The sequence below is a fragment of the Pseudomonas sp. genome, from assembly GCF_050739775.1.
Lineage (GTDB): Bacteria > Pseudomonadota > Gammaproteobacteria > Pseudomonadales > Pseudomonadaceae > Aquipseudomonas.
In genome coordinates this window covers 198,201-220,155 of record NZ_JBOICA010000002.1, presented here as the reverse complement: position 1 = coordinate 220,155, position 21,955 = coordinate 198,201, and the positions used below count along the sequence as shown (strand labels likewise).

Sequence of the window (21,955 nt, the reverse complement as noted above, 5' to 3'; positions counted from 1 at the left end):
TTCAGATACTCCGCAACATGCGCCACAGCGCCAGACAACCGACCACCTGCAAGCCGAAAGCGCCGAGTAACATAAATTGGCCGTGACTGTCGTGCCACATGGCTAGCAGGTACTTGGGATTACTGAACAGGAAATAACTGGCCATGCCCACCGGCAGCAAGCCCAGGACAATGGCCGTCATCCGCGTCTCACCGGTCATGGCGCGCAATTGCCGGGCGCCCTGCTCGCGCTCGCGGATAAGTTTGATCAGGTTCTCCAGCAATTCACTGGCATTGCCACCGTAGCGATGATTGATGCGCAAACCCAAGGCGAACAGCCGCAGTTCGTCCTGATCATAGAGTTCAGCCAGCTCCTGCATGGCATCGTCCAGGCCGATGCCCATCTGCACGTTGCGACGCACTCGTTGCATGGCGCCGTGCAACGGCTCGCGGGAGGCATCAATGGCACCCAGCACCGCATCGCTCAAGGTCCGGCCGGACTTGAGGCTGCGCACGCTGTGATCGAGCAGCACTGGCAATTGCTCGATCATGCGCTGCAAACGACGGCGGTAGCGCCAGCCCAGGTACAGGCGAAACAGCAGCGGACCGGCCAACAACAGGGCGGCCCCGACCAGCCAACCCAGCGCAAGAGCAGCCGGTAGCGACAGTAGCGTCCAAACGGCGAACCACGACAACAGGCGGTCATTGCGTCGTTCCAGACCCGCACGTTGCAACAGCCGGTCCAGCCAGTCGCGACCACTGGGCACCACTGGCGAAACGTCCTGCACCCGACCGAGCCGGTCCAGGGCACGTTCGGTTCCAGCCTTGCGCATGGCGCTATAGAACAACCGCAGGGATAAGCCCAGCAACCCCAGGCAGACAAGCCCAAGCAGCACGGCGATCATGGCTGCGGCTCGGAAAATACCCGGCGTAGTTTGTCTCCCGCCGGGTTCTGCGCTTCACGCAAAAAGCTCTCGCCGTTGCGTCGGTCGAGGCGGAACAAGGTGTTGGTGACATAGACATCATCACGCACCCCAACCACTTCCAACACTTCACTGACACAACGCCGGCCGTCGGCCAGGCGGGTCAGTTGGATCACCACATCGAGGGCGGCACAGATCATCTGGCGCAAGGTCTTTTCCGCCACCTGGCGCCCGGTCAGTCCGACCAGGGTTTCCAGGCGCAGCAAGGCATCCTGGGCAGTGTTGGCGTGCACAGTGCTCATGGAGCCGTCGTGCCCGGTGTTCATCGCAGTCAGCACATCGAGCACTTCCACACCACGAATCTCGCCCAGCAGGATACGGTCAGGACGCATACGCAGGGCGTTGCGAATCAGCTCACTGGACTTGATTTCGCCATGACCCTCGGCATTTGGCGGCCGGGTTTCCAGGCGCACCACATGGGGGTGGTCCAGTTGCAGTTCAGCGACATCCTCGATGCTCACCAAGCGCTCATGGGGGGTGATCAACTGGCTGAGGATGTTGAGCAAGGTGGTCTTGCCGGTACCGGTACCGCCACTGACCAGGATGTTGCAGCGCCGAGCCACCGCCAGTTGGAGAAAGTCGAGAATGGGCTGATCGATGGTGCGCGTGGCCAGCAGGTCGGCGCTCTTGAGCATGTCCTTGCGGAACTTGCGGATCGACAGGCAGGGGCCGTCCAGCGCAACCGGCGGGATGATCGCATTGACCCGGCTGCCATCGGGCATGCGCGCATCGACCATCGGCGAGGACTCGTCCAGACGCCTGCCCAAGGGTGCGAGTATGCGTTGCATGACCCGTTCCACATGGTGGGTATCGATAAAGCGCAGGTCGGTCTGTTGCAGCAACCCGCCCCGCTCCACGAACACTCGATGCGGGCCGTTGACCAGAATCTCGGTGACGCTGGTATCGCGCAGCAGCACTTCCAGCGGCCCGAAGCCGGTCAACTCATCGACGATCTCTTCGGCCAGGCGCTCCATCTCATAACGCGACAAGGCCAGGTGCAGACGGGAAATGTAGTCGCCCACCTGCTCCATCACAAACTGCGCCAGCGCCGGGCGCGACCCCTCCAGCAGGTTACGTCCGCTGTCTTCGATGGCATCGATGATATAGCGGTGCAATGCGCGCTTGAGTGCCTGGGGGTCGTTGCCCAGGTTGTGCCGCTGGCCACCGAACAGTTCGTCGACGCTGCTCATTTGTGCCTCCAGAGCCGGTTGAGCCAGTTGCCAGTGACAGGCGTGCTGTTCTCCGAGCGCCGGGCCAAGCGCTCACCCAGAGCCTTGAGGTGATGGGTGAGGTTTTCCCGTGGGGCCAGTTCGAACAGAGTCAAGCCCTGGTTCTTGGCATTCAGGCGTGCTTCAGGGCTGTAGGGCAGTACCACCAACAGCGGCAGGCCATAGCGTTTGGCCAGGGCTTCGGCATCGGGCGCCACGCCCTTGAGGAAACGATCAACCAGAAGGCTGGCATGCTCCAGCTTCATGCCCTTTTCCCGCCACATGGCCAGTACTTCGAGATTGCGCCGACAGTCCAGGATGTTCTGGTCGGTGTACCAGATCAGCTTGTCGCAATGACTGACAAAGGTGCGCAAGGCTTCACTGTCTGCCTGCCCGGTGAGGTTCACCACGATATGCTGGAAATGCTGGCGCAAGGCGCTGAGCAGCATGTACAACTCGGCGGCACTGGTGCGCTCCAGCGGCTCGTCGCCTTCGGCATAGGCCAGCAGGCGCAGGCCGGAGCTCTCACGGCTGAAGGCACTGTCGATCAAGGTGTTGTCCAAGCGGCGCAAGTGACGCAGGGCATCGCCAAAATGAAAGGATGCCTCAAGGCCCAGCAGGGCCAGGCTATCGCCGCGGGGCAAACCCAGGTCGAGCAGCAGGGTCTGCTGACCGCTGTTCTGTACCACCCGTGCCAGATGGGTGGTGAGCAAGGCGCCATCGGCCGCGCATTGGGCGCCGTACAGCACAGTCAGGCCTCCCAGGTTCGGGTTGTTGGTAACCGGTGGCAGACGTTTGCTCAGGCGTCGCACCAACCCGGCCACCTCGCTCGACCGCGAGCCATAGGCGACGAAATCACGGGCACCGGCGCGCATGGCGTTGAGCACCAGCTGGTTGTCCATGCCATCGCCCAGGGCGACGATCGCCAGCATCGGCTTGGCTTCCAGTACACCTTCGATCAGCGCGCATTGGTTGACCACGTGCTCACGGTCCAGGCCGACGAAGACCAGGCTGGCGAACGTCACATCAACCAGCGCCAGCAACTCGTCGAGGCTGCCACTGCCAGCGCCGACCACCTGCCCCAAAGGCGCCAGGGCGCCTTGCAGCCATTGCAGGTCAATACTGTTGCGGGTGATGGCAAGAAAGGTCTGGCTCAGGCTTTCGCTCATTGAGATAACCCGCTGCGACTTTCAAAATCGCCGTTTTCGAGAAAGAACAGCCGCCCCCAGCTCGGATCATAGTTGCGCAACCCCTCACCCGGCAGCGACGGCAGCTGGGCGTTGGCGGCCAGTGGCTGGACCAGGTGCGGGGTGACGATCATCAACAGTTCGGTTTCATCGCGCATGAGCCGCGACTGACGGAAAAACGCACCAATGATCGGAATGTTGCCAAGCCCCGGAAACTTGTCCACCGCAGAGCGCGTGGTGCTGCTGATCAGGCCACTGATGACGAAGCTTTCGCCATCGGCCAGGGAAATGCTGGTGTCGGTGCGCCGTACGGTCAGCCCCGGCACCAGGGTACCGGCGATGTTCACTGCGTTGACGAAGTCCAGTTCACTGACTTCCGGTGCGACCTTGAGGGTGATGCGATCACGGCTGACCACCGTTGGCGACAGGGCCAGGCGAATACCGAACTCCTTGTATTCGATCGACACGCTGTCGCTGCCGCTGCTGGGCACAGGAATGGGAATCTCGCCACCGGCCAGGAAGCTGGCGGTCAAGCCACTGAGCACCACCAGGCTGGGACGCGCCAGGGTGTAGGCAAAGCCGCTGTTCTCCAAAGCGTTGATGGCGGCCAGGAAGCGACTGCTGCCGCCGCCCCAGACGATGTTGAACACATCGTTGTCCAGCGGAACACCCCCTATCACATCTGCCACCCGACCAGGCCTGGCCAGGGTATTGAACGTTGTACCAGGCGAGCCGATCAGGGAGTTGTTCGAGCCTTTGAAGAACAGCCGCGCACCGGCCTCCTTGAACTTGGTGCGGTTGACCTCGACAAAGCGGATATCGGCCTGCACCTGACTGGGTAGCGACGGGTCCTGGGACGGAGGCAAAGCACTCTCGGCCAAGTCAGCGGTGGCCACGCCTTTGACGAACAGCATGGACTGCAACGGGGTCTTGGAACAGGCCGTCCAGAGCATCAGGCTGGTGGCGCCAGGGCTCATTGCCGTGAGCAATACCGCGTCGTCACCGCTGGCGAACACGTCGACAATTTTCGCATCACCCACCGCCACACGGGTGATGGGCACCTGCGCACGCAACTCCTGCTGCAGCCCCTGATCGATCTCGATCACCGCCGGCACTTGAGCCAGTCCAGCGCAACCACCTCCGGCCGCCTGGGCCACGGGCAGCGCAGGCCCGCCGCACAGCAGGGCGCACAGCACTTGTTTGATTACCCGCACGGAACGACTGCTCATTTAAGGGCATCCTTGCTTGGTCAGGGAGTTGGCTGGCTAGACTGATTACCGCGGATAATTTCCATGCCACGATGTGGCGTTGTACTGACGACAGACGGAGCGGCCGGTGTCTGGGCCAGCTGACTGAAGCGATAGAGTTCGCGGTTGGCGTTGTCCACCTCGCGGGCGCTGCTTTGCGGGTCGGCCCAGTAGCGGGCCAGGCGTTTCTCTTCGGCACTGCGCACAGCCAGGCGCAGACTGCCAGCCTGGGCAGCCAGTAACAGCCGGCTCGCCAGGGCTTCGGGCACCGCCAGCACCACGGTACGGGCAGCATTGCGCTGCTGTTCCTGGCGGGCTTTCTCATCCAGCCCTGGCTCTACCGGCTGACCATCATTGCCCAGGCCCAATTGCTTGCCGACACTGAGCAGACGCAGAGCCGGCAACAGCACTTGGGCGGTGGCCTGCGGGTTGTTGTTTTCCTCCCGCAGGTAAAGCAATACGTCCACGTAGTCGCCAGGGCTCAACTGCCCTGCCGCACCGACCACATCGTCAACCGCAAGGGCCAGGGCACGCTCATGAGGATGGATCATGCGTGCCAGCGGACCACCAGCCTCGAAGCTACTCGCCTGCAGCCAGGTACCGGCACTGAGCGCGCGCCAGCTGCTGCGGCCAAGCACTTGCTCCAGGGTCTGGAAGCTGCCGGAAGGCGCCACCTGCAAACGCTCCACCAGCAGATCATCGGCCGTCAGCGCAGTGTTGGGGGCAACATCCCGGCGCAGGACTACCACCGGCTGGCGCACCTCATCGGCAGCCTTTTCGACCACCTGCACAGCAGCGGGTGCAGGCGTTAGCGCTGCGGGAACGGCAACCGGCTCGGCGGGAGGGCGACTCAATAGCAAGCCCCAATAGCCGGCCAGCAAGGCGCCAATCAGAAAAAAGCCAGCGAGGATGATGGTAATGCGACTGCTCATGCCGGCACTTCCTCTACCCTTGTTCGTCCTTTGCATCCACCGGTGCTGTGAAGCAGCGCACAGCGTTGTCATGGGAAGTAACTATTTCGCTATTTGACGGTAGCTCAGCTAGGTCAAAATGCCATTACCCGTCAGTTTATTTTCCGTCGCAAAGCCGACATCCCCTGAATACAACGGGTTATTGGCGTCAGCCAGGCGCTATCACTTTCGGATTAATACCTTCTTACATTTGCCGGATATTCAGCCTTTGGCGATGCTGTGGTGGCAAAGGGGAATCACTGAGCAGTCCCCTGCCATCTGCGCCTTGCGCGCAAGGAGAAGTACCATGCGTGTTTCCCGAATTCTCAAGAGCTGCAAGGAATTCTTCTACCGCAAGGACGCGGCTTCAGGTATCGAGTACGCCATTGCCGCGGCGATGGTGGCGGCGGTGCTAAGCGGGTTTACTGGGCCCATTTCCGAAAATGTCACTACGATCTTTGAAAAGGTCAAGACCTCCATGGTAAACGCAGGCACCACTGGTGACCCCCAGTGACTTCCTAGACTGGAGCTTCATGGGCCGCGTTGCCTGACCTTTGACCTGTAACAGGAACACACCATGCCGACCTCTTCCCTGCGTCAACAGATTCTCCTGGTGGATGATGAAGAGGACGCCTTGCTGGAACTTGCCGAACTGCTTGAGGGCGAGGGTTTCTGCTGCCACACGGCCACCTCGGTAAAGCTCGCCCTGCAACAGCTCACCCGCCACCCGGACGTGGCCCTGGTGATCACCGACCTGCGCATGCCGGAAGAAAGTGGCATTTCACTGATCAAGCGCCTGCGCGAGCACACTGCCCGCCAGCACTTGCCGGTGATCGTCACCTCCGGTCATGCCGACATGGACGACATCAGTGACCTGCTGCGCCTGCAGGTGCTGGACCTGTTTCGCAAGCCGATCTTTCACACCCGCCTGCTGGAAACCCTGGACAACCTCTTTCCCAAGCCTCGTTTGCATCTGGTGAACTGATTGACCGCGGGGCAGCTACAGCTGGTAGCTGAAACTCAAGGTAAAGCGCGGCCGCCGGTTGAGGCTGTCCAGTGCGATGTCCGACATCGGCTTGGCAGCTTCGAGGGAGATGTTGAAGTAGCGCATATCGCCAAAGCGCAGGCCCAGTGCAGCCGAGGACAGGCGTGAATCACGCACCTCCAGTTCGTTGAACCAACTGCGAGCCGCGTCCACGACCACATAAGGCTGCACCACCTTGAACCAGTCGCTGGCACGCTTGAAGCTGTAGTTCAACTCATAGCCTGCTCCCCAGCCCTTGTCACCCGAGGCCTGGTCGCTGGGGTATCCACGGCCAAAGGTCTGGCCACCAAACACCGCCCGCTCGCTGTCAGGCAAGCTGTCGTTGCTCCAGTACAAAACCGCCGAAACCACGCCCTGCCAATTGTCGAAGTAGCGATCGCTCTGTAACCCGGACAAACGCAGGCGCAGAAAGTCCAGGTCGATATCGCTGTCGGTTTTCGCCCCCAGGTAGTCCAGGCCTTGATAGGCACCGGCACTGATGATGCGCAATTGCCGGGTATCGCTCTGACGCCAGTCACCTTCGAATGCCACAGCACGCAGGTCAGTCCGACTACTGATGCTGAGGGGCAAACCGACGGCTTCGTAATCGGTATTGTCATTCACCGCATAGAGGCGTCCGGCAATGCTCAGCCACTCGTTGGGTGCAGCAGTCAGCGTCTGGCTCAGGCCAATCGAATAGCGGTCGTTCTCACGATGCTGCCTGAGGTCGGTGCCATTGTTCAGGCGCACCAGCGCGCTTGGGTCACTGCGGTAGCGCGCGGCTGAAAGGTTCAGCTGGGTGCCTTCACCATCCACGTACTGGGCGTAGTCCAGGCGGTAGTAGTGCGCGTGGTCGTCACTGGGTGGAAATAGCGCACTGAAACTCACCTGCTCGGCCAGCGAAGTCTGGGCATTGCTGCTGCCCCCCAGAAGCGCCTGGATATCAGCCCAGCTGCCGTCGCTCAGGTTCAGCGTCGCGCTAACGGGTTTGCGCGAGGCCTGGGCGATCAATGTACTCGCGCCGTCGACGGTACCAGGCAGCACCTGCGCCTGGAACGTGACCCCGGGCACGCGGCTCATCAGTGCGGTGTAGCGTTCCAAAGTCTTGCGCGTCAGCGGACGCTCGGCTTTGAGCTTGGTAACCAACCGGTCCAGATAAGCTGACGCAGGTCCGATATCACCTTGCAGTTCATAGTCACGAATGTAGCCTTCGACCAGCACCACCTGCACCCGCCCGTCGGCAAAGTCCTGTGGCGGCAAGTATGCGTAGGACAACAGGTAACCGTCCTGCTGATAACGCCGGGTCAGGCGCTGGGTTGCCTCGATCAACTCGCCCAGGGTGATTTCGCGATTGACCAGGTCCTGATAATTGTCCCGCAGATCGCTCAGGGGGTAGATAGTGCCGCCCTCAAAGCGCACCTTGTGCAGCAAGATCCGGGTACTCGACATTAATTGCGGCGACTGAGGCGCTGGCGTTGCTACGTATAAGGCTAACGTGGTGGGTCGAAAGCTATCGGCGGGCAGGTTTGGCGCGGGTAGGCTGCGCTCGACTTCATTGCTATTGAGAAAACTTGGCAGAAGTTCGGCGCTCAGCCCGCTTGCCCATGAAAGACTGAGAATCGCGACGGCCAACGGACGCATTTGACGCTCCATGATCCCTACAGATACAAGAGCACCAAGACGGTTCCCTCGTCAGGTTCAAGCGTAGGTGGTGCCCGCCCTACCGTCTAATCAGAATTGGGGCAACTACTGAGCCCCATTCACTCACTAATCTGAAACTCGACCCGCGCGGTTTGACCGCTTTCATCCAGCGCGCTCAATTCCACGCGCCCGGTCTGTTCGAATCGGGCGCTCAAGTGCTCCTGACCCTGCGACTCACCCAACGGCGCGCCATTGAGGAACCACCAACGCCGACCACTGCCGCCCAATGCAGAAACCTCAAGGCGCAACGGCTCGCTGCTGGTGGCCGGACGGCGCAACTGATCGCCCTGTCGCACACCGTCGATGGATAACGGCGGGGCACTGGCCGGTACTTGTGGTGGGCAGTCCGGATCAACCTTGGGTAGCCGCGCTTCACGACGTTCCAGGCGCGGCAACCACGGCTCCAGCGGCGCTGGCCACAAGGCGATCTCCCGGGCCTGAGCACCTGGACAACTGGCATCGACCCGCTGCCCTCGGGTATTGACCCAAACCGTTTCGCGCAAGCCGACGCTCAAGGGTTGGTCGGCCGCCTGCAAGGTAGGCGGCGTGGTACCGTCCAGGGTCCAGGCAAAGCGCTGGCGCCGGCAATTGCTGTCCTGCCGGGCCAGGGGTTGGCCCAGCGGCCAGCAGATCGCGGCCACGCCGACATTATCCGGGACCGCCGCCACAGGCACGGCGATGCCGCGCTGGCTGTCACGGTTGCTCAGCACATCATGCACCTGCAGCATCAACGGCGCCGCCGACGCCAGGCCGAACTGCCCGGGCACCGGCGTGCCATCGGGCCGACCAATCCAGATGCCGATCAGATAACGCGGCCCGACGCCGATCGACCAGGCATCCCGGAAGCCATAACTGGTGCCCGTCTTCCAGGCCAGCAGCGGACGCTGCACCAGTTCAGCATGGGGATCACGGTCTGGACGCGCCTGGCCACTGAGAATGCGCCGGATGATCCAGGCGCTGCCTGGCGACAGCAGACGCCGTTCAAGCAGCGGCGCATCTGGCTGCAAGCGCATGGGAGCACTCAAGCCACCGCGAGACAGCGCACCATAACCTGCCACCAGGTCTTCCAGGCGACTGCCGGCGCCGCCCAGAATCAACGACAGGTTCGGCTCGGCCAGCGGCGGCAGGGTCAGCGGCACGCCACCATTGCGCATTTGCGCGGCAAAACGCTTAGGGCCATAGGCTTCGAGCAACTGCACTGCAGGCAGATTCAATGACAGCGCCAGGGCGGAGCTGGCCGCCACCGGACCGCTGAAGCCCATGGAGAAGTTTCCGGGCCGATAGTCGCCGTAGCGCCTTGGCACATCCTGCAGCAAGGACTCGGAATGAATCAGGCCATCGTCCATGGCCATGCCATAGAGAAACGGCTTGAGGGTCGAACCGGGGGAGCGTAGCGCAGTGATCATGTCGACATGCCCGAAGCGACGCTCATCGCTCAGATCGACCGACCCAAGGTAAGCGCGCACCGCCATGCTCTGTGCCTCCACCACCAGGATCGCCGCCGAAGTACGTTCGGGCAGCCGGGCGCGCCAGCCCAGCAGCAAGTCTTCCAGGCGACGCTGCAGCGCGGCATCGAGGGTGGTACGGATCAGCGGCGGACTGTGCGGCCGGTTCAAGCGCCGCGCCAGCAAAGGCGCCAAGGCCGGTTCCTGGCGTGGAGCCAGTAACAGCGGCTCCTCCATGGCCTCGACGATCCGCTGTTGTGGCCATATCTGATACTCAGCCAGGCGTTTGAGCACTTTGTCACGGGCCACCTGAGCGCGTGCCGGGTGACGGTCCGGGCGCAAGCGGCTCGGCGCCTGGGGCAATACCGCGAGCATTGCCGCCTCAGACGGCGTCAGGTGTTGGGGAGACTTGCCCAAGTAGGCCCAACTGGCCGCGGCCACGCCCTGCAAGGTGCCACCGAAGGGCGCACGATTGAGGTAGATCTCTAGAATCTGTGCCTTGGACAGGTGCCACTCCAATTGAGCGGTACGCAACAATTGGCGCAGCTTGCCAGGCACGGTGCGCGAATGCGGATCGAGCAGGCGGGCCACCTGCATCGACAGGGTACTACCGCCCGACAACACCCGACCATCACGCAGGTTCTGCCAGGCTGCACGGCCCAGGGCCAGCGGGTTGACCCCTGGGTGGTGATAGAACCAGCGATCCTCGTAGGTCAGCAGCGCCTGCAAATAAAAGGGCGAGACCTGATCGGCGCTGACTGGATAACGCCAGACGCCCTCGGCATCGGCGAAACGCCACAATGGCGTGCCGTCCTCGGCCAGCACCACCCGCGCCAGGTCGTCGGCCGGCAGCGGCAAAGGCCACAGGCGGTCGGCAACCCACAGCAGCGCGCAGCACAACAGCACGACAGCCGATACGACACTCAGGCGTTTAGCTAAGATGGGCATCAGGCCTCCGTGTCGCTGGCGGTGGACAGGGAACTGAGCAGGCCAATACACGGCCAAAGGTTTGGCAACGGCAGACTCGCCGACACGATCATCAGGAAGCAACTATGCATGTAGAAGGTTTTTTCGAGTGGCTCGGCCAGGCCTTGGGGGCACTGATCCGTTTTATCGTCGATGGTTTGAGCGGGTTGTTCAACCTGCTGGCCAACGCCGGTGGCAACTTCATCGATGGCCTGGCACGCACGCTGGGCATGGACACCTCGCTGGTCAGCATCATCGCCCTGATCATCGGCCTGATGCTGCTGTACTCGGCCATCCGTGCCTTCATGCGAGCCTCGATCATACTCGGCATCATCTGGCTGCTGCTGGGGTTGTGGGTGCTGAGCTGGATCATTCACTGACTAGCCCAACACCCACCTGCGCAATGGTTCAGCGGCCCTTGATCACCATCTCACCTGCCGACTCACCCACCGACTGCAAATTCGGCCGGTACATCGACTCCACCTGCGGCGGCGGCACACGGTAGGTACCGGGTGTCACCGCCCGCGCCAGGTACAACAAATGAGTGGTGCCATAGCTGTCCACAGGCAGCGCCGCCACATAGCGATCGTCGCGGAACTCCTGGTGCACGACGTTGGCGTTCTGCATCGACTCACGCCACTGCTTGACCGCGCTGCTGGCGTTTTCCAGGCTGGCCGCGCTCTGCGCCAGGTTCTGGTTTTCCAGCTCAAGGCCCGCGGGCAGCAAATCAACCACCAAAGCATCCGGCACTCGGGACGTAGCAGTCACGGCCAGGTGCACCAGCACCAGGTCGCCACTCTTGAGCGCCTGAATATCCAAGGCCTGGCCGTTCATCCCCAGGTACTCGCGGCGAATGCTCATACCTGTGTTGCTCGCCGCCGGGGCCTGGCGTGGATAGCCGGACAGGGTCAATTGCTGGTACAGCGTGTCGCTGCCTTGATTCTGCACGGTCAACGGTGAGGCCAGCAGCGACCCTTCAAGCTTCAGGCCTGACTGTGTACTATCCAGATCACGCAGTTCACCGGCACTGTCCAGACGCGCCGACCACTTGCCCTCCGGCTTGCTCAGCAGACCGCGACCGGCGAGGAACAAGGCGTTGCGTTCCTGGGTCGACAACCATTGGTTGGCCGCGACCTGATCGGACAGTTGGAACAGCCGTTGATCAAGAGTATTGCTGGCCAGGTTGTTTTCTTCGAGCAAGGCCAGGATCAATGCCTGGTCGCGCACCGGGCTGCCGTAGTCGCCGAGCCAGTCTTTAGCATCACGACTGACAGCCAAGCCCGCCTGCAAAGCTTGCTCGGCACGTGGTTTGTCACCCATTTTTTCCAGAGCAATGGCCAACTGCACCAACGGCAAGCCGGAGCGGGCATCGCTGCGCCGCTCGAACAGGCTGCGCAGCGCCCCCAGCGGCGCTTGCTGAGTACGGGCAAGCACCAGCGCGGCATAAGCCTGCACGGCAAAACGGCTGTGCTCGGCATTGTTGCTATAGTTGACTTCGATCAGGTTACGCTCCTGCAGATAACGCAGAAGACGCTCGCTGGCCTTCTTCAAGGCATCGGCAGGCACGGCATAGCCCTGCTCGCGAGCACGCAGGAGGAAGTCGGTGACATAGGCGGTCAGCCAGTACTCCTCTTCGGAATCCGAACTCCACAGGCCGAAGCTGCCGTTGTAGCGCTGCATGCCCAACAAGTGTTCGATGCCCATCTCGATCTTGCGCTTGCGCACCTCGGCCTGCTCGCCAGTGATGCCCAGACGCTTGAGGGTTGCGGCGTCGGCATACAGCGATGGGTACAGACCACTGGTGGTCTGCTCCAGGCAACCATAGGGGTAGGCTTCCAGGGCGCGGATCTGCTCGGCCAGGTTCAGCGGCGGACGGCTGGACAAGGCCAGCATTGCCTCCAGACCGGCCGGTTCGAACTCGGCCAGATCAGCCTCCGGCAGGCTCCACGGTTGATCGCTGAGTGCCACCCGGTAGTGCTTGAGCATGGCCGGATAGGCCGGGCGGATGCCCAGAGTCCATTCACGGCTGAAGGCCGTGGCCGTCTCCCCTGGCAGTTGCAGCCCCAGTACCTCGACTTTGACCTTGCCCTGGCCCAGACCACCGCTGGCCTGCACCGGCACCTGCAGGGTGACACGCTTGCCCTGGGTCAGATCCAGGGTTTGCTCGGCCGCACGCATCAGGCTCAATTGGCCTTCAGTGCTCAGCTGTACAGTGAGCTTTTGCGCCTGCCCGGAGAGGTTCGAGACATCCAGCGCCAGGGTGGTGCGATCACCTCCTGCGAGAAAGCGCGGCGCCGACAGCTCGGCGATCAATGGCGCGGCGACCACGGTCTTGCCTTCAGCCACGCCGTAGCGTTCGTCGGTCCAGGCTTGAGCCATCAAGCGCAGCTCACCGTTGAAGTCGGGAATATCGACGCTGGCCTCGCCTTCGCCGTTCTCGTTGAGGGTCACCGGCGCACTCTGCTGGGCGACGATGGTGACGCTGGTATTAGGTCGCTTGCCGCCCTTGGCCATGGCCGCATCACCACCGAAGGCCAGGCTAGCCAGACGGCCCTGACCGGCTTCGATCAACTGGCCATAGATGTCCAGTTGGTCGGCACCGTAAGCCTTGCGTCCGAACATGCCGGTGAAAGGGTCCGGGGTCGGGTAGTCGGTGATGTTGAGAATGCCCACGTCTACCGCGGCCAGCAACACGTGCACCTGTTTGGGCACACTGCCGTCGGCATTGCGGGCCTGGACCTTGACTGTCAACGGCTGTTTGGGACGCATCTTTTCCGGCGCGCTGAGGGTCACGTCCAGCTTGCGTTCGGCACGGTCCAGCGGCAGGTGCAGGACACCGACCGCACGTTTGGGCGTGGCGTTGACCTTGCGCTCGCCCGGACGAATCACCAGGGCGCTGACATACAAGTCATGCCGGGCCCATTTGCGCTCGAGGTTGATGGCGAACGTCTTGCCTTCGGCGGGCACGTCGATCTCCTGCCACCACAGCGGACCTTCACTGGACTCGACCATCAGGTAACCGTTACCGGCCGCAGGTGGCGTGACGGTGACATTGACGGTAGCGCCATCGGCGTAGGACGGTTTGTCCAGGGCAAGCTTGACCTGGTCCGGACGCACAGCACCGCCGTCGGCATTGTCCTGGGCACGATAGCCGGCCCAGAAGCGCTCGCTGGAAACCAGGCCGGTCTGCGGGTCTTCGACCTCGACGCGATACGGGCCCCATTCAACCTGGAAGTTGAGCCTAGCGGTGGAGCCGGCCTTGATGTTGACCGTCTCTTCGCTCTGGGTGAGGAATTTTTCGTTGAAGTTGTAGCTCCAGCCGTCACTCTGCGAGTAGTTCCAGTAGTAGTCACGACGCTCGCGAATCAAGCGCACCTTGAGGTCGTTGGCGGCCAGCTTATTGCCGTCGCGGTCGGCAACCAGCACTTCGAACTCCACGGGGCCATCGCTGTCGGTTTCTTCACCGTCGAACAACCCGCGCAGCCCCGGCAAGCGTTCGGCGGGCCAGATCGGCTGCTGCAGGCGCCGGGTGATCGGCCGACCACCAGACTCCTGCAAACTGGCCTGCACAGTCAGCTGCAGCGGCGAACGGGCCTCCGACCATTTGCTTTCGATGCTTATGGTCGTCTTGCCGTTGGCGTCCAGAGTAACTTCATCCAGCTCCAGGTCCTGGCTCAGCTCCGGCTCGGTGATCGAGCCGAACTGATAGCCCGGCAATGCCGGTACCGCTTCGCGCAGCGGGCGTACATAGGCCTGGCCGCTCAAGCGGTTGCCGGAGGCCGGGGCGCCGTACAGATAGCGGCCATTGACGTCGATCTCGGCGCTCTGCTCAGGACTCAGGGGCACATCGCTGCCTTTGAGTTCCAGGGCCAGGCGTTCAGGCAGGAAGTCTTCAACAAGAAACTCATAGATCTGCTTCTTGCCGCCGCCCAGGTCAAACAACAACTGCCAGCGCCCGGTCGGGGCTTCAGTGGCCAGTTGCAGCTGGTATTGGTAGAGGCCACTGCTGCCAGGCTCCCAGACAAACTTGCGGCTGACCTGTTCATCGGGCCGACGCACTTCCACCGTCACCGGCTGGGGCTTGAGCGGGCGACCATCCTGGTCGCGCAATAAGCCATTGAGCAGCACAGTCTCGCCTGGCCGGTACAAGTCGCGTGGACCGAACACGAAAAACTGCAGGGGGTTGGCCTGCGGGCCGGTAATGTCGAACTCCGCCAGGTCTAGCGCGGCACTGTTCAGGCGCAGCATGGTGGTATGCACGCCCTGGTGAGCCAGCAGGGTTTCAGCCTTCGGCGGCATCGGCAGTTGGGCATGGCCATCGCTGTCGGTCTTGCCTTGGCCCAGCACTCGGCCTTCGGCGTCGAGCAACTCAAGGGTGACGCCGCTCAGGGCCTGGCCACCTTCCAGCCCCTGGGTGAACACGTCCATGCGGTTCTGGTAACGGTGGGCCGAAACGCCGATATCGCTGAGCGTGAACAGGGTCGCCGGTTGCGAGTAGTCGTAGGTGCCCGAGGCGCGCATTACCGCCAGGTACACGCCTGGCTCCTGCAGCGGCTTGATCCCGGCGATCGGCAGCAACACGGTTTCACGGGTGTTGCGCGCCGGATTGAGGTCGAAACGACCGCTGTAGACCAGCTCGGCCATGTCCAGGGTTTCTTTCGACTGGTAGTAGTACAGGCTGCTGTTGCGGCCCCAGGCACTGAGAAAAGGCGAGAGCGATTCAGGCTTGATGCGGAAGAACTCGACATCGACCTTGTTGACGTTCAACGCGATCACCGGCAGCCCTTCGGCCAGGCGTGTCGGCAGCAGCGAACCACGGCTGGCGAAGCCGATGGTGGCCTGCATGTCGCGGGTCTCCAGGCGGCTTACCGACTCGGCAGCCAGACGCTCGCCATTGACAGCCTGCAGGCCAGCATCGATGGTCAGCACCAACTTGCGTTGCGGCTCCAGGTGGCGCAGGCGCAGCTCCATACCGTTGTCGGAGAGCTCCCAGGCACCATCCACCTTGCCTTTGACGGTATCGACCAAGTGTATCCGGTCGGCAAGATTCTGCTGCGCATCCAGAGGCACCGAGAAAGTCAGGGACAGGGCACTGGCACCATCGACTTGAACTTCCGAGACATCTACCACGCTCAGTTCGCGACCGGCATAACGCTTGGCCAGGGTTGCGGCGTCCTCACGGGCAGGCTTGGCCGTTTCCTGAGTCTGCGCGGGCGTGGTTGCCGGGGCCGGCTTGTCTGGTACAGACGAGTCGCAGGCACTGAGCAAGGCCAGCGCGCAGGCCAGCAACAATCCTTTGTTGAGCATGGAGGTAACTCTTTGGCAGCAGGTTCTGAGGGAAGAACTATATATCAACAACGTCGTCACCGTGCGCTGGCGCTACAATGTCCGGCTTGCCTGGAGCCGACATGTCCCGATTGCTGACCGACTGGCGCGACCGCCCGACCCACCGCAAGGTCTGGGCATTGGCCGCGCCGATGATTCTCTCGAATATCTCCGTGCCCCTGGTGGCGCTGGTCGATAGCGCCGTGATTGGCCACCTGCCCCACGCTCACCAGCTTGGCGCTGTGGCCGTCGGTGCCAGCCTGTACACCTTCCTGGCCTGGGTGATGGGTTTTCTGCGCATGGGCTCCACCGGTTTTGCCGCCCAGGCTGCCGGGCGCGCCGATGGTGCGGCCTTGCGTCAGGTATTGGTGCAAGGCCTGTTGCTGGCGCTGCTGTTCGCGCTGTTGCTGGGTTTGCTGGCCCTGCCCTTAAGTCACCTGGCTCTGCAATTGATGCAGCCGTCGGCGGCACTGGAACAATCGACTCAGGACTTCTTCCAGACTCGTCTGCTCGGTCTGCCTGCCGCCCTGGCGAGCTTCGCATTGGTCGGCTGGTTCCTCGGTACCCAGAACGCCAGGGCGCCCCTGGCGATTCTGCTGACCACCAACCTGCTCAACATCGCCCTCAATCTGTGGTTCGTGCTGGGTCTGGACTGGGGCGTGCTGGGTTCGGCACGCGCCTCGGTGATTGCCGAGTGGAGTGCCGCCCTGCTCGGCCTGGCCCTGACCCGGCCGGCCTTGCGCGCCTACCCTGGGGGGATCGCCTGGGCGCTACTCGCCCGCTGGCAAAGCTGGCGGCCACTGCTGGCCGTCAACCGCGACATCTTCATTCGCAGCCTGGCCTTGCAGGCGGTGTTCTTTCTGATCACCGTGCAGGGTGCACGTTTGGGTGAGGCCACCGTCGCCGCCAATGCCCTGCTGCTCAATGGTTTGCTGCTCACTGCCTACGCCCTCGATGGTCTGGCCCATGCGGTCGAGGCCTTGTGCGGCCACGCCATCGGCGCCGGTGATCGTCAGGCCTTGCGTCGTTCGCTGACCGTGGCCTGCGGCTGGTCGTTGCTGGCCAGTAGCGGCTTTGCCGTGCTGTTCCTGTTTGGCGGGCACCTGTTTATCAACATGCAGACGGACATCGAAAGCGTGCGTGCAACGGCGTACCAGTACTTGCCCTATCTGGCGTTATTGCCACTGGTGGCAGTCTGGAGCTATTTGCTGGATGGTCTGTTCATTGGTGCGACAAGGGCGCGGGAGATGCGCAACGGTATGCTGACCAGTGTGGCGCTGGCTTTGCCGGTGGCCTATGCCGCTCGGGATTTGGGCAACCACGGCTTGTGGCTGGGCTTTCTGCTGTTCATGGCCTTGCGCGGGGTGACCTTGGGGGTGATGGGCTGGCGCTTGCAGCGGCGGGATGGGTGGTTCGTTCGTCGCTAAAAGCATCGCGGGGCAAGCCAGCCCCCACAAACTCGGTGGGAGCGGCGGTGCAACGACTCGACTTGCCCCGCGATAGCGTCAGCTCGACAGGTAAGACGAACGCGTCAGCCCCAGACGCAAGGCATCGAGGAACTGGGTCTTCTCACGCGCGGTGATCTTGGCGCTGGCGCACTTGTCACGGTAGTGAGTCATCAACTCCTCCGGCGACAGGTGCACGTAGCGCAGCATGTCTTCGATGGTGTCATGGGTCTCGATACCGGCGTGGTACACGCTGCCGTTGGGGTTCTGGTAGATGTTCACCGAGTCGGTGTCACCAAACAGGTTGTGCATGTCACCGAGAATCTCCTGGTAGGCACCGACCAGGAAAATCCCCAACAGGTAGTCCTCACCCTCGTTGATCCCGTGTACCGGCAGGCTGGTCTCGATGCTCTGCTCGTCAACGTACTGATTGATCTTGCCATCGGAGTCGCAGGTCAGGTCCTGCAGCACCGCACGGCGCATCGGCTCTTCGTCGAGGCGATGCAGCGGCAGGATAGGCAGCACCTGGCCGATGGCCCAAGTGTCCGGCAAACTCTGGAACACCGAGAAGTTGCAGATGTACTTGTCGGCGAGTTTGTCGTTGAGTTCGTCCAGCACCTGACGGTGCGAGCGCTGACGGGCCTTGAGCGAGTTGTGCAGGCGACGGCACACGGCGAAGTAGCACTGCTCGGCCAGGGCTTTCTCGGCCAGGGTGATTTTGCCGTCGGCGTACTGTGCGGCGACGTCGCTCATGTAGTGCGTCGCACGCCAGTAAGTCTCGGTGACCATCTCGATATCGGTCGGGCCCAGCAGGTCGGCCAGCCATTGCACGGTCTCTGGCAGGCTTTCCTTATTCTCGATCTCCGGCACTTCGTCGTTGTGCTTCTCGACGTCGGTGACCTGCACCACCAGCACGGCGTGGTGGGCCGTCAGCGAACGGCCGCTCTCGGAGAAGATGTGCGGATGCGGCAGACCCTGGGCATCACAGAACTCCTTGAGCATACCGACCACGACACCGGCGTAATCGTCCATGTCGTAGTTGATCGAGCTGGCGTTGCGCGAATGGGTACCGTCATAGTCGACACCCAGACCGCCGCCGACGTCGATGTGATCGACCGGCAGGTTCAGGGCGCGCAGCTCGCCGTAGTAACGAATCGCTTCCTTGAAACCATGCTGGTAGTCAGCCAGGTTGGCGATTTGCGAGCCCATGTGGAAGTGCAGCAGGCGGATACCCTGGTCCAGGCCCGCATCGCGGAAGCGCTGGACCACCGAGATCAACTGCGCGGCCGACAAGCCGAACTTGGATTTCTCGCCACCGGTATCCGCCCATTTGCTCGACGCCAGCGACGACAGGCGCACGCGCAGACCGATCTGCGGCTTGACCTTGAGCTCGGCCGCTTCTTCGATCACCAGCGCCACTTCCGACTCTTTCTCGATGACGATGAACACGTTGTGGCCAAGCTTCTGGCCCATCAGCGCCAGACGAATGAACTCGCGGTCCTTGTAACCGTTGCAGACAATGGTGCCGCCTTTTGGCGCCAGGGCCAGTACCGCCAGCAGCTCAGGCTTGGAACCGGCCTCAAGACCGATGGACACGTTCTGGGTGGCGATGATGTTTTCCACCACCGCCTCCTGCTGGTTGACCTTGATCGGGTACAGCGCGGTGTACTGGCTCTGGTACTCCAGGCGCGCGATGTTGGCATCGAAGGCACCGGTCAGCTGGCGCACGCGGTCTTGCAGGATGTCGGGAAAGCGTACCAGCAACGGCAGCGACAGGCCGCTCTTGCGCAGCTCGTCGACCTCTTCGAACAGATCGATTGGCGCGCTGCCAGGCCCGTTAGGGCGAACTTCGACGCGGCCGGCCTCGTTGATTGCGAAGTAACCGGCCCCCCAATGGCGAATCCCGTAAACACTGCGGCTGTCCGCAACTGTCCATTGGCTGCCATCATCTTTGCGTGTGCGTCGTACGGACATTGAAGTCCCCTATATAAAAAGTCGAATAACACCGGCCCACGGACGGCGGGCGCAGTGTAAAACCTGGAAATGACGATTTTCCGTGTTCAGGGATAGACCCTTCCTACGGGAACGAGTTTAGAAAGCGAATTGCAAAAAATCGCGATGCGGTCTTCAACCGCCGGACTTTTTCGCTTTGAAGCCTTGTTTGATCAGCTCTGCCAACAACAGCTCGACGTGATCGCCCTGGATTTCGATGACCCCGTCTTTCAACGCGCCGCCGGTTCCGCAGCGGCGCTTGAGCGTGCTGGCGAGGTCCTTGAGCTGTTCCAGGGGCAGCGGTACACCGCTGATAGTCGTCACCGTCTTGCCGCCACGGCCTTTGCTTTCGCGGCGCACGCGAGCAATGCCATCGCCTTCGGGGATGAGCGTCTGTTTGCAGATGCAGGCATCTATGGGTTTGCTGCAGTCCGGACAATGCCGACCTGCATCGGTGGAGAACACCAGGCCACCAAGGGCGGCGAATGATGCGGCTTTTTTGGCCACTTTTGATCCTCGTACGGTGAGGACAAAAACTGGTCGATGCCCCGGGCAGGGTACCGACCGCGAAGCCCCACTCTGGCAGGGGCAGCGCAACTGCCGCACCCAGGGTACGGCAGCCTTAAAAGGCCGCGCAGTGTAACGATAAAATCCGCGGATGCTAAGTACAAAACTGCGCCATTTTACATGGGATTCGCGACGTCAGGCCCGACGGTCGATGTAACGTTGCAAAGCGGCCAGCGAATCGGGGCAGTAAGGCTGCAGCCGACTGTCGGCCAGGGCCTGTCCGAGCGGCAGGAAGCGGGCTTCGCTGACCTCCTCGGGCTGCAGGCGCAAAGGCCCGTCCCAGACCGCTGAAAACACCGCGCACCAGAGCCGGTTGCCAGGTTGATCGAAGAAAAAGCGTTCGTGGGCGGTCAACTCGACGCCGCTTACGCCAAGTTCTTCTTCCAGTTCGCGGGCGGCTGACTCGGCAAAGCTTTCATCGGCCTGGACCATGCCACCGGCGGCTACGTCCCAGTAACCCGGATAAATCGCCTTGCTCTCGGTGCGCCGGTGCACGCACAGCTCGCCGGCCGAGTTGAACAGCAGGATATAGGTACCGCGCCCGATCAGGCCCTTTTCACGCAACTCGGCGCGGGGCAAAGCCCCAAGGAGCTGATCATTCTCGTCTACCCAGGCGATCAGCTCGGCATCGGAGGCAGCGCGGTGCGCCGCCTCCTGCTTGGAAATAGCCACCGATCAGCCTTGCGACAGCAGCTGGCGCAGGTCGATCACCGCCGCGTTGGCGCGGGAGATGTAGTTGGCCATGACCAGCGAGTGGTTGGCCCACATGCCGAAGCCGCTGCCATTGAGCACCATCGGGCTCCACAGTGGCTCCTGGGAGGCCTCCAGCTCACGGATGATCTGACGCACGCTGACGGTGGCGTTCTTCTTCGCCAGTACGTCGGCGAAGTCCACTTCGATGGCGCGCAGCAGGTGCGACAGCGCCCAGGCCTGACCACGGGCTTCATAGAAGACGTTATCGATCTGCAGCCACGGGGTTTCGACCACTTCTTCATCCAGCTGCGGCGCTTGCCCTGCGGCGACGGTCTCGGTCTTCAGGGTGCTGTTGAGCTTGACCCGGCCGACGCTGGCCGAGAGCCGCTGCGACAGCGAGCCCAGGCGGGTGGCAACGTCGCCCAGCCAGTTGTTGAGGTTGTCAGCACGGGTGTAGAACAGCGCGCCCTGCTGATCCGGCGAGGCCAGGCGTTTCTGGTAACGGGTCAGGGAGTTGATGCCTTCCTGGAACTCCGACTCGCTCGAAGGCAGGATCCAGCTCTTGTTGTCAAAGTTGAAGCGCGGCTCGGCCTTGGCCAGATCTGCATCTTCAGCGGACTGCGACTGCGAACGGGCGAAGTCCTTGCGCAGCGCCCGGCTCAGGTCGCGGACCTGGACCAGCACGCCGTATTCCCAACTAGGCATGTTGTCCATCCACAAGCCAGGTGGAAAGCGGTCGTTGGAAATGTAGCCGCCCGATTTGTGGAGCAAGGTGCCAGCAACCGTCTTGAGGGTTTCTACCGTGGTATAGCCAACGACCATCTGCTGACCGGTCTTCTCGGCGGCAGCCTGGGCATTCTGCTGGACCGGGAACAGCTCCGGCTCAGCGCTCCAGTACCAACCCAGACCGATGCACACCAACAGGTACAGGCCAATCAGCGTGCCCAGGGCGCGACTAAAAAACAATCCGCCGAAGTAGCTGCGGGTAGCGGCACTGCGGGGCTCGATCCGCTCGCGCGTTTCGGCTTTGCCTGTACGGTTTTTCCAGTCCAGCATGGCGTTGTCCTTTCTGTCACGTCGGTTCAAGGGGTTCGACCGCAACCCCCGGGCTTCGTGCCAGCGCTGTGCAGTATTCCACTGAGCACTGCCTGCCGGGGTCGGCAAGTATCACAGCACTATAAATCAAGCGCGTCGGTTCGCATAAGCGACTATCGAGTCAGCAATTGAATAAAGAGACTTGTACA

At 62.2% G+C, this 21,955-nt stretch carries 16 protein-coding genes; 4 read left to right on the top strand and 12 right to left on the bottom strand.

Annotation, left to right across the window (positions count from 1 at the left end; all coding sequences use genetic code 11):
* Position 1: 1 nt before the first annotated feature.
* The 5 genes from ACRESH_RS02515 to cpaB are packed head-to-tail and all read right to left on the bottom strand — an operon-like array spanning position 2 to position 5,535.
* Positions 2-883 carry a type II secretion system F family protein gene (locus ACRESH_RS02515; protein ID WP_431740444.1) on the bottom strand — a complete coding sequence of 294 codons (882 nt, stop codon included), beginning with the start codon at positions 881-883 and terminating at the stop codon, positions 2-4.
* Entirely contained in the window at positions 880-2,151 is a 1,272-nt protein-coding gene (locus ACRESH_RS02510) for a CpaF family protein (RefSeq protein ID WP_431740443.1), read from the bottom strand. Before ACRESH_RS02510 ends, ACRESH_RS02515 begins: the two co-directional genes overlap by 4 nt.
* Positions 2,148-3,338: a pilus assembly protein gene (locus tag ACRESH_RS02505; protein WP_431740442.1), complete on the bottom strand. Its 1,191-nt coding sequence runs from the start codon at positions 3,336-3,338 to the stop codon at positions 2,148-2,150. Before ACRESH_RS02505 ends, ACRESH_RS02510 begins: the two co-directional genes overlap by 4 nt.
* Entirely contained in the window at positions 3,335-4,585 is a 1,251-nt protein-coding gene (locus ACRESH_RS02500) for a type II and III secretion system protein family protein (protein ID WP_431740441.1), read from the bottom strand. Before ACRESH_RS02500 ends, ACRESH_RS02505 begins: the two co-directional genes overlap by 4 nt.
* A 20-nt stretch (positions 4,586-4,605) precedes the next feature.
* Positions 4,606-5,535, bottom strand: coding sequence for a Flp pilus assembly protein CpaB (gene cpaB / locus ACRESH_RS02495; protein ID WP_431740440.1), 930 nt, complete (start codon positions 5,533-5,535; stop codon positions 4,606-4,608).
* A gap of 325 nt (positions 5,536-5,860) precedes the next feature.
* Here cpaB and ACRESH_RS02490 point away from each other — a divergent pair, with 325 nt between their 5' ends.
* Positions 5,861-6,067, top strand: coding sequence for a Flp family type IVb pilin (locus ACRESH_RS02490; protein ID WP_431740439.1), 207 nt, complete (start codon positions 5,861-5,863; stop codon positions 6,065-6,067).
* Positions 6,068-6,130: 63 nt separating this feature from the next.
* A complete protein-coding gene (locus ACRESH_RS02485; protein ID WP_431740438.1) occupies positions 6,131-6,538 on the top strand; it encodes a response regulator in 408 nt (135 codons plus the stop codon).
* Positions 6,539-6,553: 15 nt separating this feature from the next.
* Here the strand turns inward: ACRESH_RS02485 and ACRESH_RS02480 are convergent, their stop codons facing one another.
* Both ACRESH_RS02480 and pbpC read right to left on the bottom strand, forming a co-directional pair.
* Positions 6,554-8,218 carry a ShlB/FhaC/HecB family hemolysin secretion/activation protein gene (locus ACRESH_RS02480; RefSeq protein WP_431740437.1) on the bottom strand — a complete coding sequence of 555 codons (1,665 nt, stop codon included), beginning with the start codon at positions 8,216-8,218 and terminating at the stop codon, positions 6,554-6,556.
* A gap of 119 nt (positions 8,219-8,337) precedes the next feature.
* Positions 8,338-10,671, bottom strand: a complete 2,334-nt coding sequence (gene pbpC, locus ACRESH_RS02475) for a peptidoglycan glycosyltransferase PbpC (RefSeq protein WP_431740436.1) — start codon at positions 10,669-10,671, stop codon at positions 8,338-8,340.
* Positions 10,672-10,775: 104 nt separating this feature from the next.
* Here pbpC and ACRESH_RS02470 point away from each other — a divergent pair, with 104 nt between their 5' ends.
* Complete coding sequence (locus ACRESH_RS02470) at positions 10,776-11,069, top strand: hypothetical protein (RefSeq protein ID WP_431740435.1); 294 nt, start codon at positions 10,776-10,778, stop codon at positions 11,067-11,069.
* Positions 11,070-11,097: 28 nt separating this feature from the next.
* On the opposite strand, the gene ACRESH_RS02465 is transcribed toward ACRESH_RS02470, so the two are convergent.
* Positions 11,098-15,996, bottom strand: a complete 4,899-nt coding sequence (locus ACRESH_RS02465) for an alpha-2-macroglobulin family protein (RefSeq protein ID WP_431740434.1) — start codon at positions 15,994-15,996, stop codon at positions 11,098-11,100.
* A gap of 101 nt (positions 15,997-16,097) precedes the next feature.
* Between ACRESH_RS02465 and ACRESH_RS02460 the strand changes: the two genes are divergently transcribed.
* Complete coding sequence (locus ACRESH_RS02460) at positions 16,098-17,441, top strand: MATE family efflux transporter (protein ID WP_431740433.1); 1,344 nt, start codon at positions 16,098-16,100, stop codon at positions 17,439-17,441.
* 78 nt (positions 17,442-17,519) lie between these two features.
* Here ACRESH_RS02460 and speA read toward each other — a convergent pair whose 3' ends face one another.
* From speA to ACRESH_RS02440, 4 genes are all read right to left on the bottom strand, one after another.
* A complete protein-coding gene (gene speA, locus ACRESH_RS02455) occupies positions 17,520-19,433 on the bottom strand; it encodes an arginine decarboxylase (protein WP_431740432.1) in 1,914 nt (637 codons plus the stop codon).
* Between the two features lie 153 nt (positions 19,434-19,586).
* Positions 19,587-19,958: a translation initiation factor Sui1 gene (locus ACRESH_RS02450; protein WP_010221702.1), complete on the bottom strand. Its 372-nt coding sequence runs from the start codon at positions 19,956-19,958 to the stop codon at positions 19,587-19,589.
* Positions 19,959-20,153: 195 nt separating this feature from the next.
* Positions 20,154-20,690 (bottom strand): NUDIX hydrolase, encoded by a 537-nt coding sequence (locus ACRESH_RS02445; protein WP_431740431.1) that lies wholly within the window; start codon positions 20,688-20,690, stop codon positions 20,154-20,156.
* Positions 20,691-20,693: 3 nt separating this feature from the next.
* Positions 20,694-21,767 (bottom strand): DUF2333 family protein, encoded by a 1,074-nt coding sequence (locus ACRESH_RS02440; protein WP_431740430.1) that lies wholly within the window; start codon positions 21,765-21,767, stop codon positions 20,694-20,696.
* Between the last annotated feature and the right edge of the window lie 188 nt (positions 21,768-21,955).

Excerpts from the sequence above, each read along its gene's own strand:
- ACRESH_RS02470 (WP_431740435.1), top strand. The coding sequence starts at position 10,776 with ATGCATGTAGAAGGTTTTTTCGAGTGGCTCGGCCAGGCCTTGGGGGCA.
- ACRESH_RS02500 (WP_431740441.1), bottom strand. The coding sequence starts at position 4,585 with ATGAGCAGTCGTTCCGTGCGGGTAATCAAACAAGTGCTGTGCGCCCTG.
- ACRESH_RS02515 (WP_431740444.1), bottom strand. The coding sequence starts at position 883 with ATGATCGCCGTGCTGCTTGGGCTTGTCTGCCTGGGGTTGCTGGGCTTA.
- ACRESH_RS02490 (WP_431740439.1), top strand. The coding sequence starts at position 5,861 with ATGCGTGTTTCCCGAATTCTCAAGAGCTGCAAGGAATTCTTCTACCGC.
- ACRESH_RS02505 (WP_431740442.1), bottom strand. The coding sequence starts at position 3,338 with ATGAGCGAAAGCCTGAGCCAGACCTTTCTTGCCATCACCCGCAACAGT.
- ACRESH_RS02485 (WP_431740438.1), top strand. The coding sequence starts at position 6,131 with ATGCCGACCTCTTCCCTGCGTCAACAGATTCTCCTGGTGGATGATGAA.
- ACRESH_RS02480 (WP_431740437.1), bottom strand. The coding sequence starts at position 8,218 with ATGCGTCCGTTGGCCGTCGCGATTCTCAGTCTTTCATGGGCAAGCGGG.
- ACRESH_RS02440 (WP_431740430.1), bottom strand. The coding sequence starts at position 21,767 with ATGCTGGACTGGAAAAACCGTACAGGCAAAGCCGAAACGCGCGAGCGG.
- pbpC (WP_431740436.1), bottom strand. The coding sequence starts at position 10,671 with ATGCCCATCTTAGCTAAACGCCTGAGTGTCGTATCGGCTGTCGTGCTG.
- ACRESH_RS02460 (WP_431740433.1), top strand. The coding sequence starts at position 16,098 with ATGTCCCGATTGCTGACCGACTGGCGCGACCGCCCGACCCACCGCAAG.
- cpaB (WP_431740440.1), bottom strand. The coding sequence starts at position 5,535 with ATGAGCAGTCGCATTACCATCATCCTCGCTGGCTTTTTTCTGATTGGC.
- ACRESH_RS02510 (WP_431740443.1), bottom strand. The coding sequence starts at position 2,151 with ATGAGCAGCGTCGACGAACTGTTCGGTGGCCAGCGGCACAACCTGGGC.
- speA (WP_431740432.1), bottom strand. The coding sequence starts at position 19,433 with ATGTCCGTACGACGCACACGCAAAGATGATGGCAGCCAATGGACAGTT.
- ACRESH_RS02465 (WP_431740434.1), bottom strand. The coding sequence starts at position 15,996 with ATGCTCAACAAAGGATTGTTGCTGGCCTGCGCGCTGGCCTTGCTCAGT.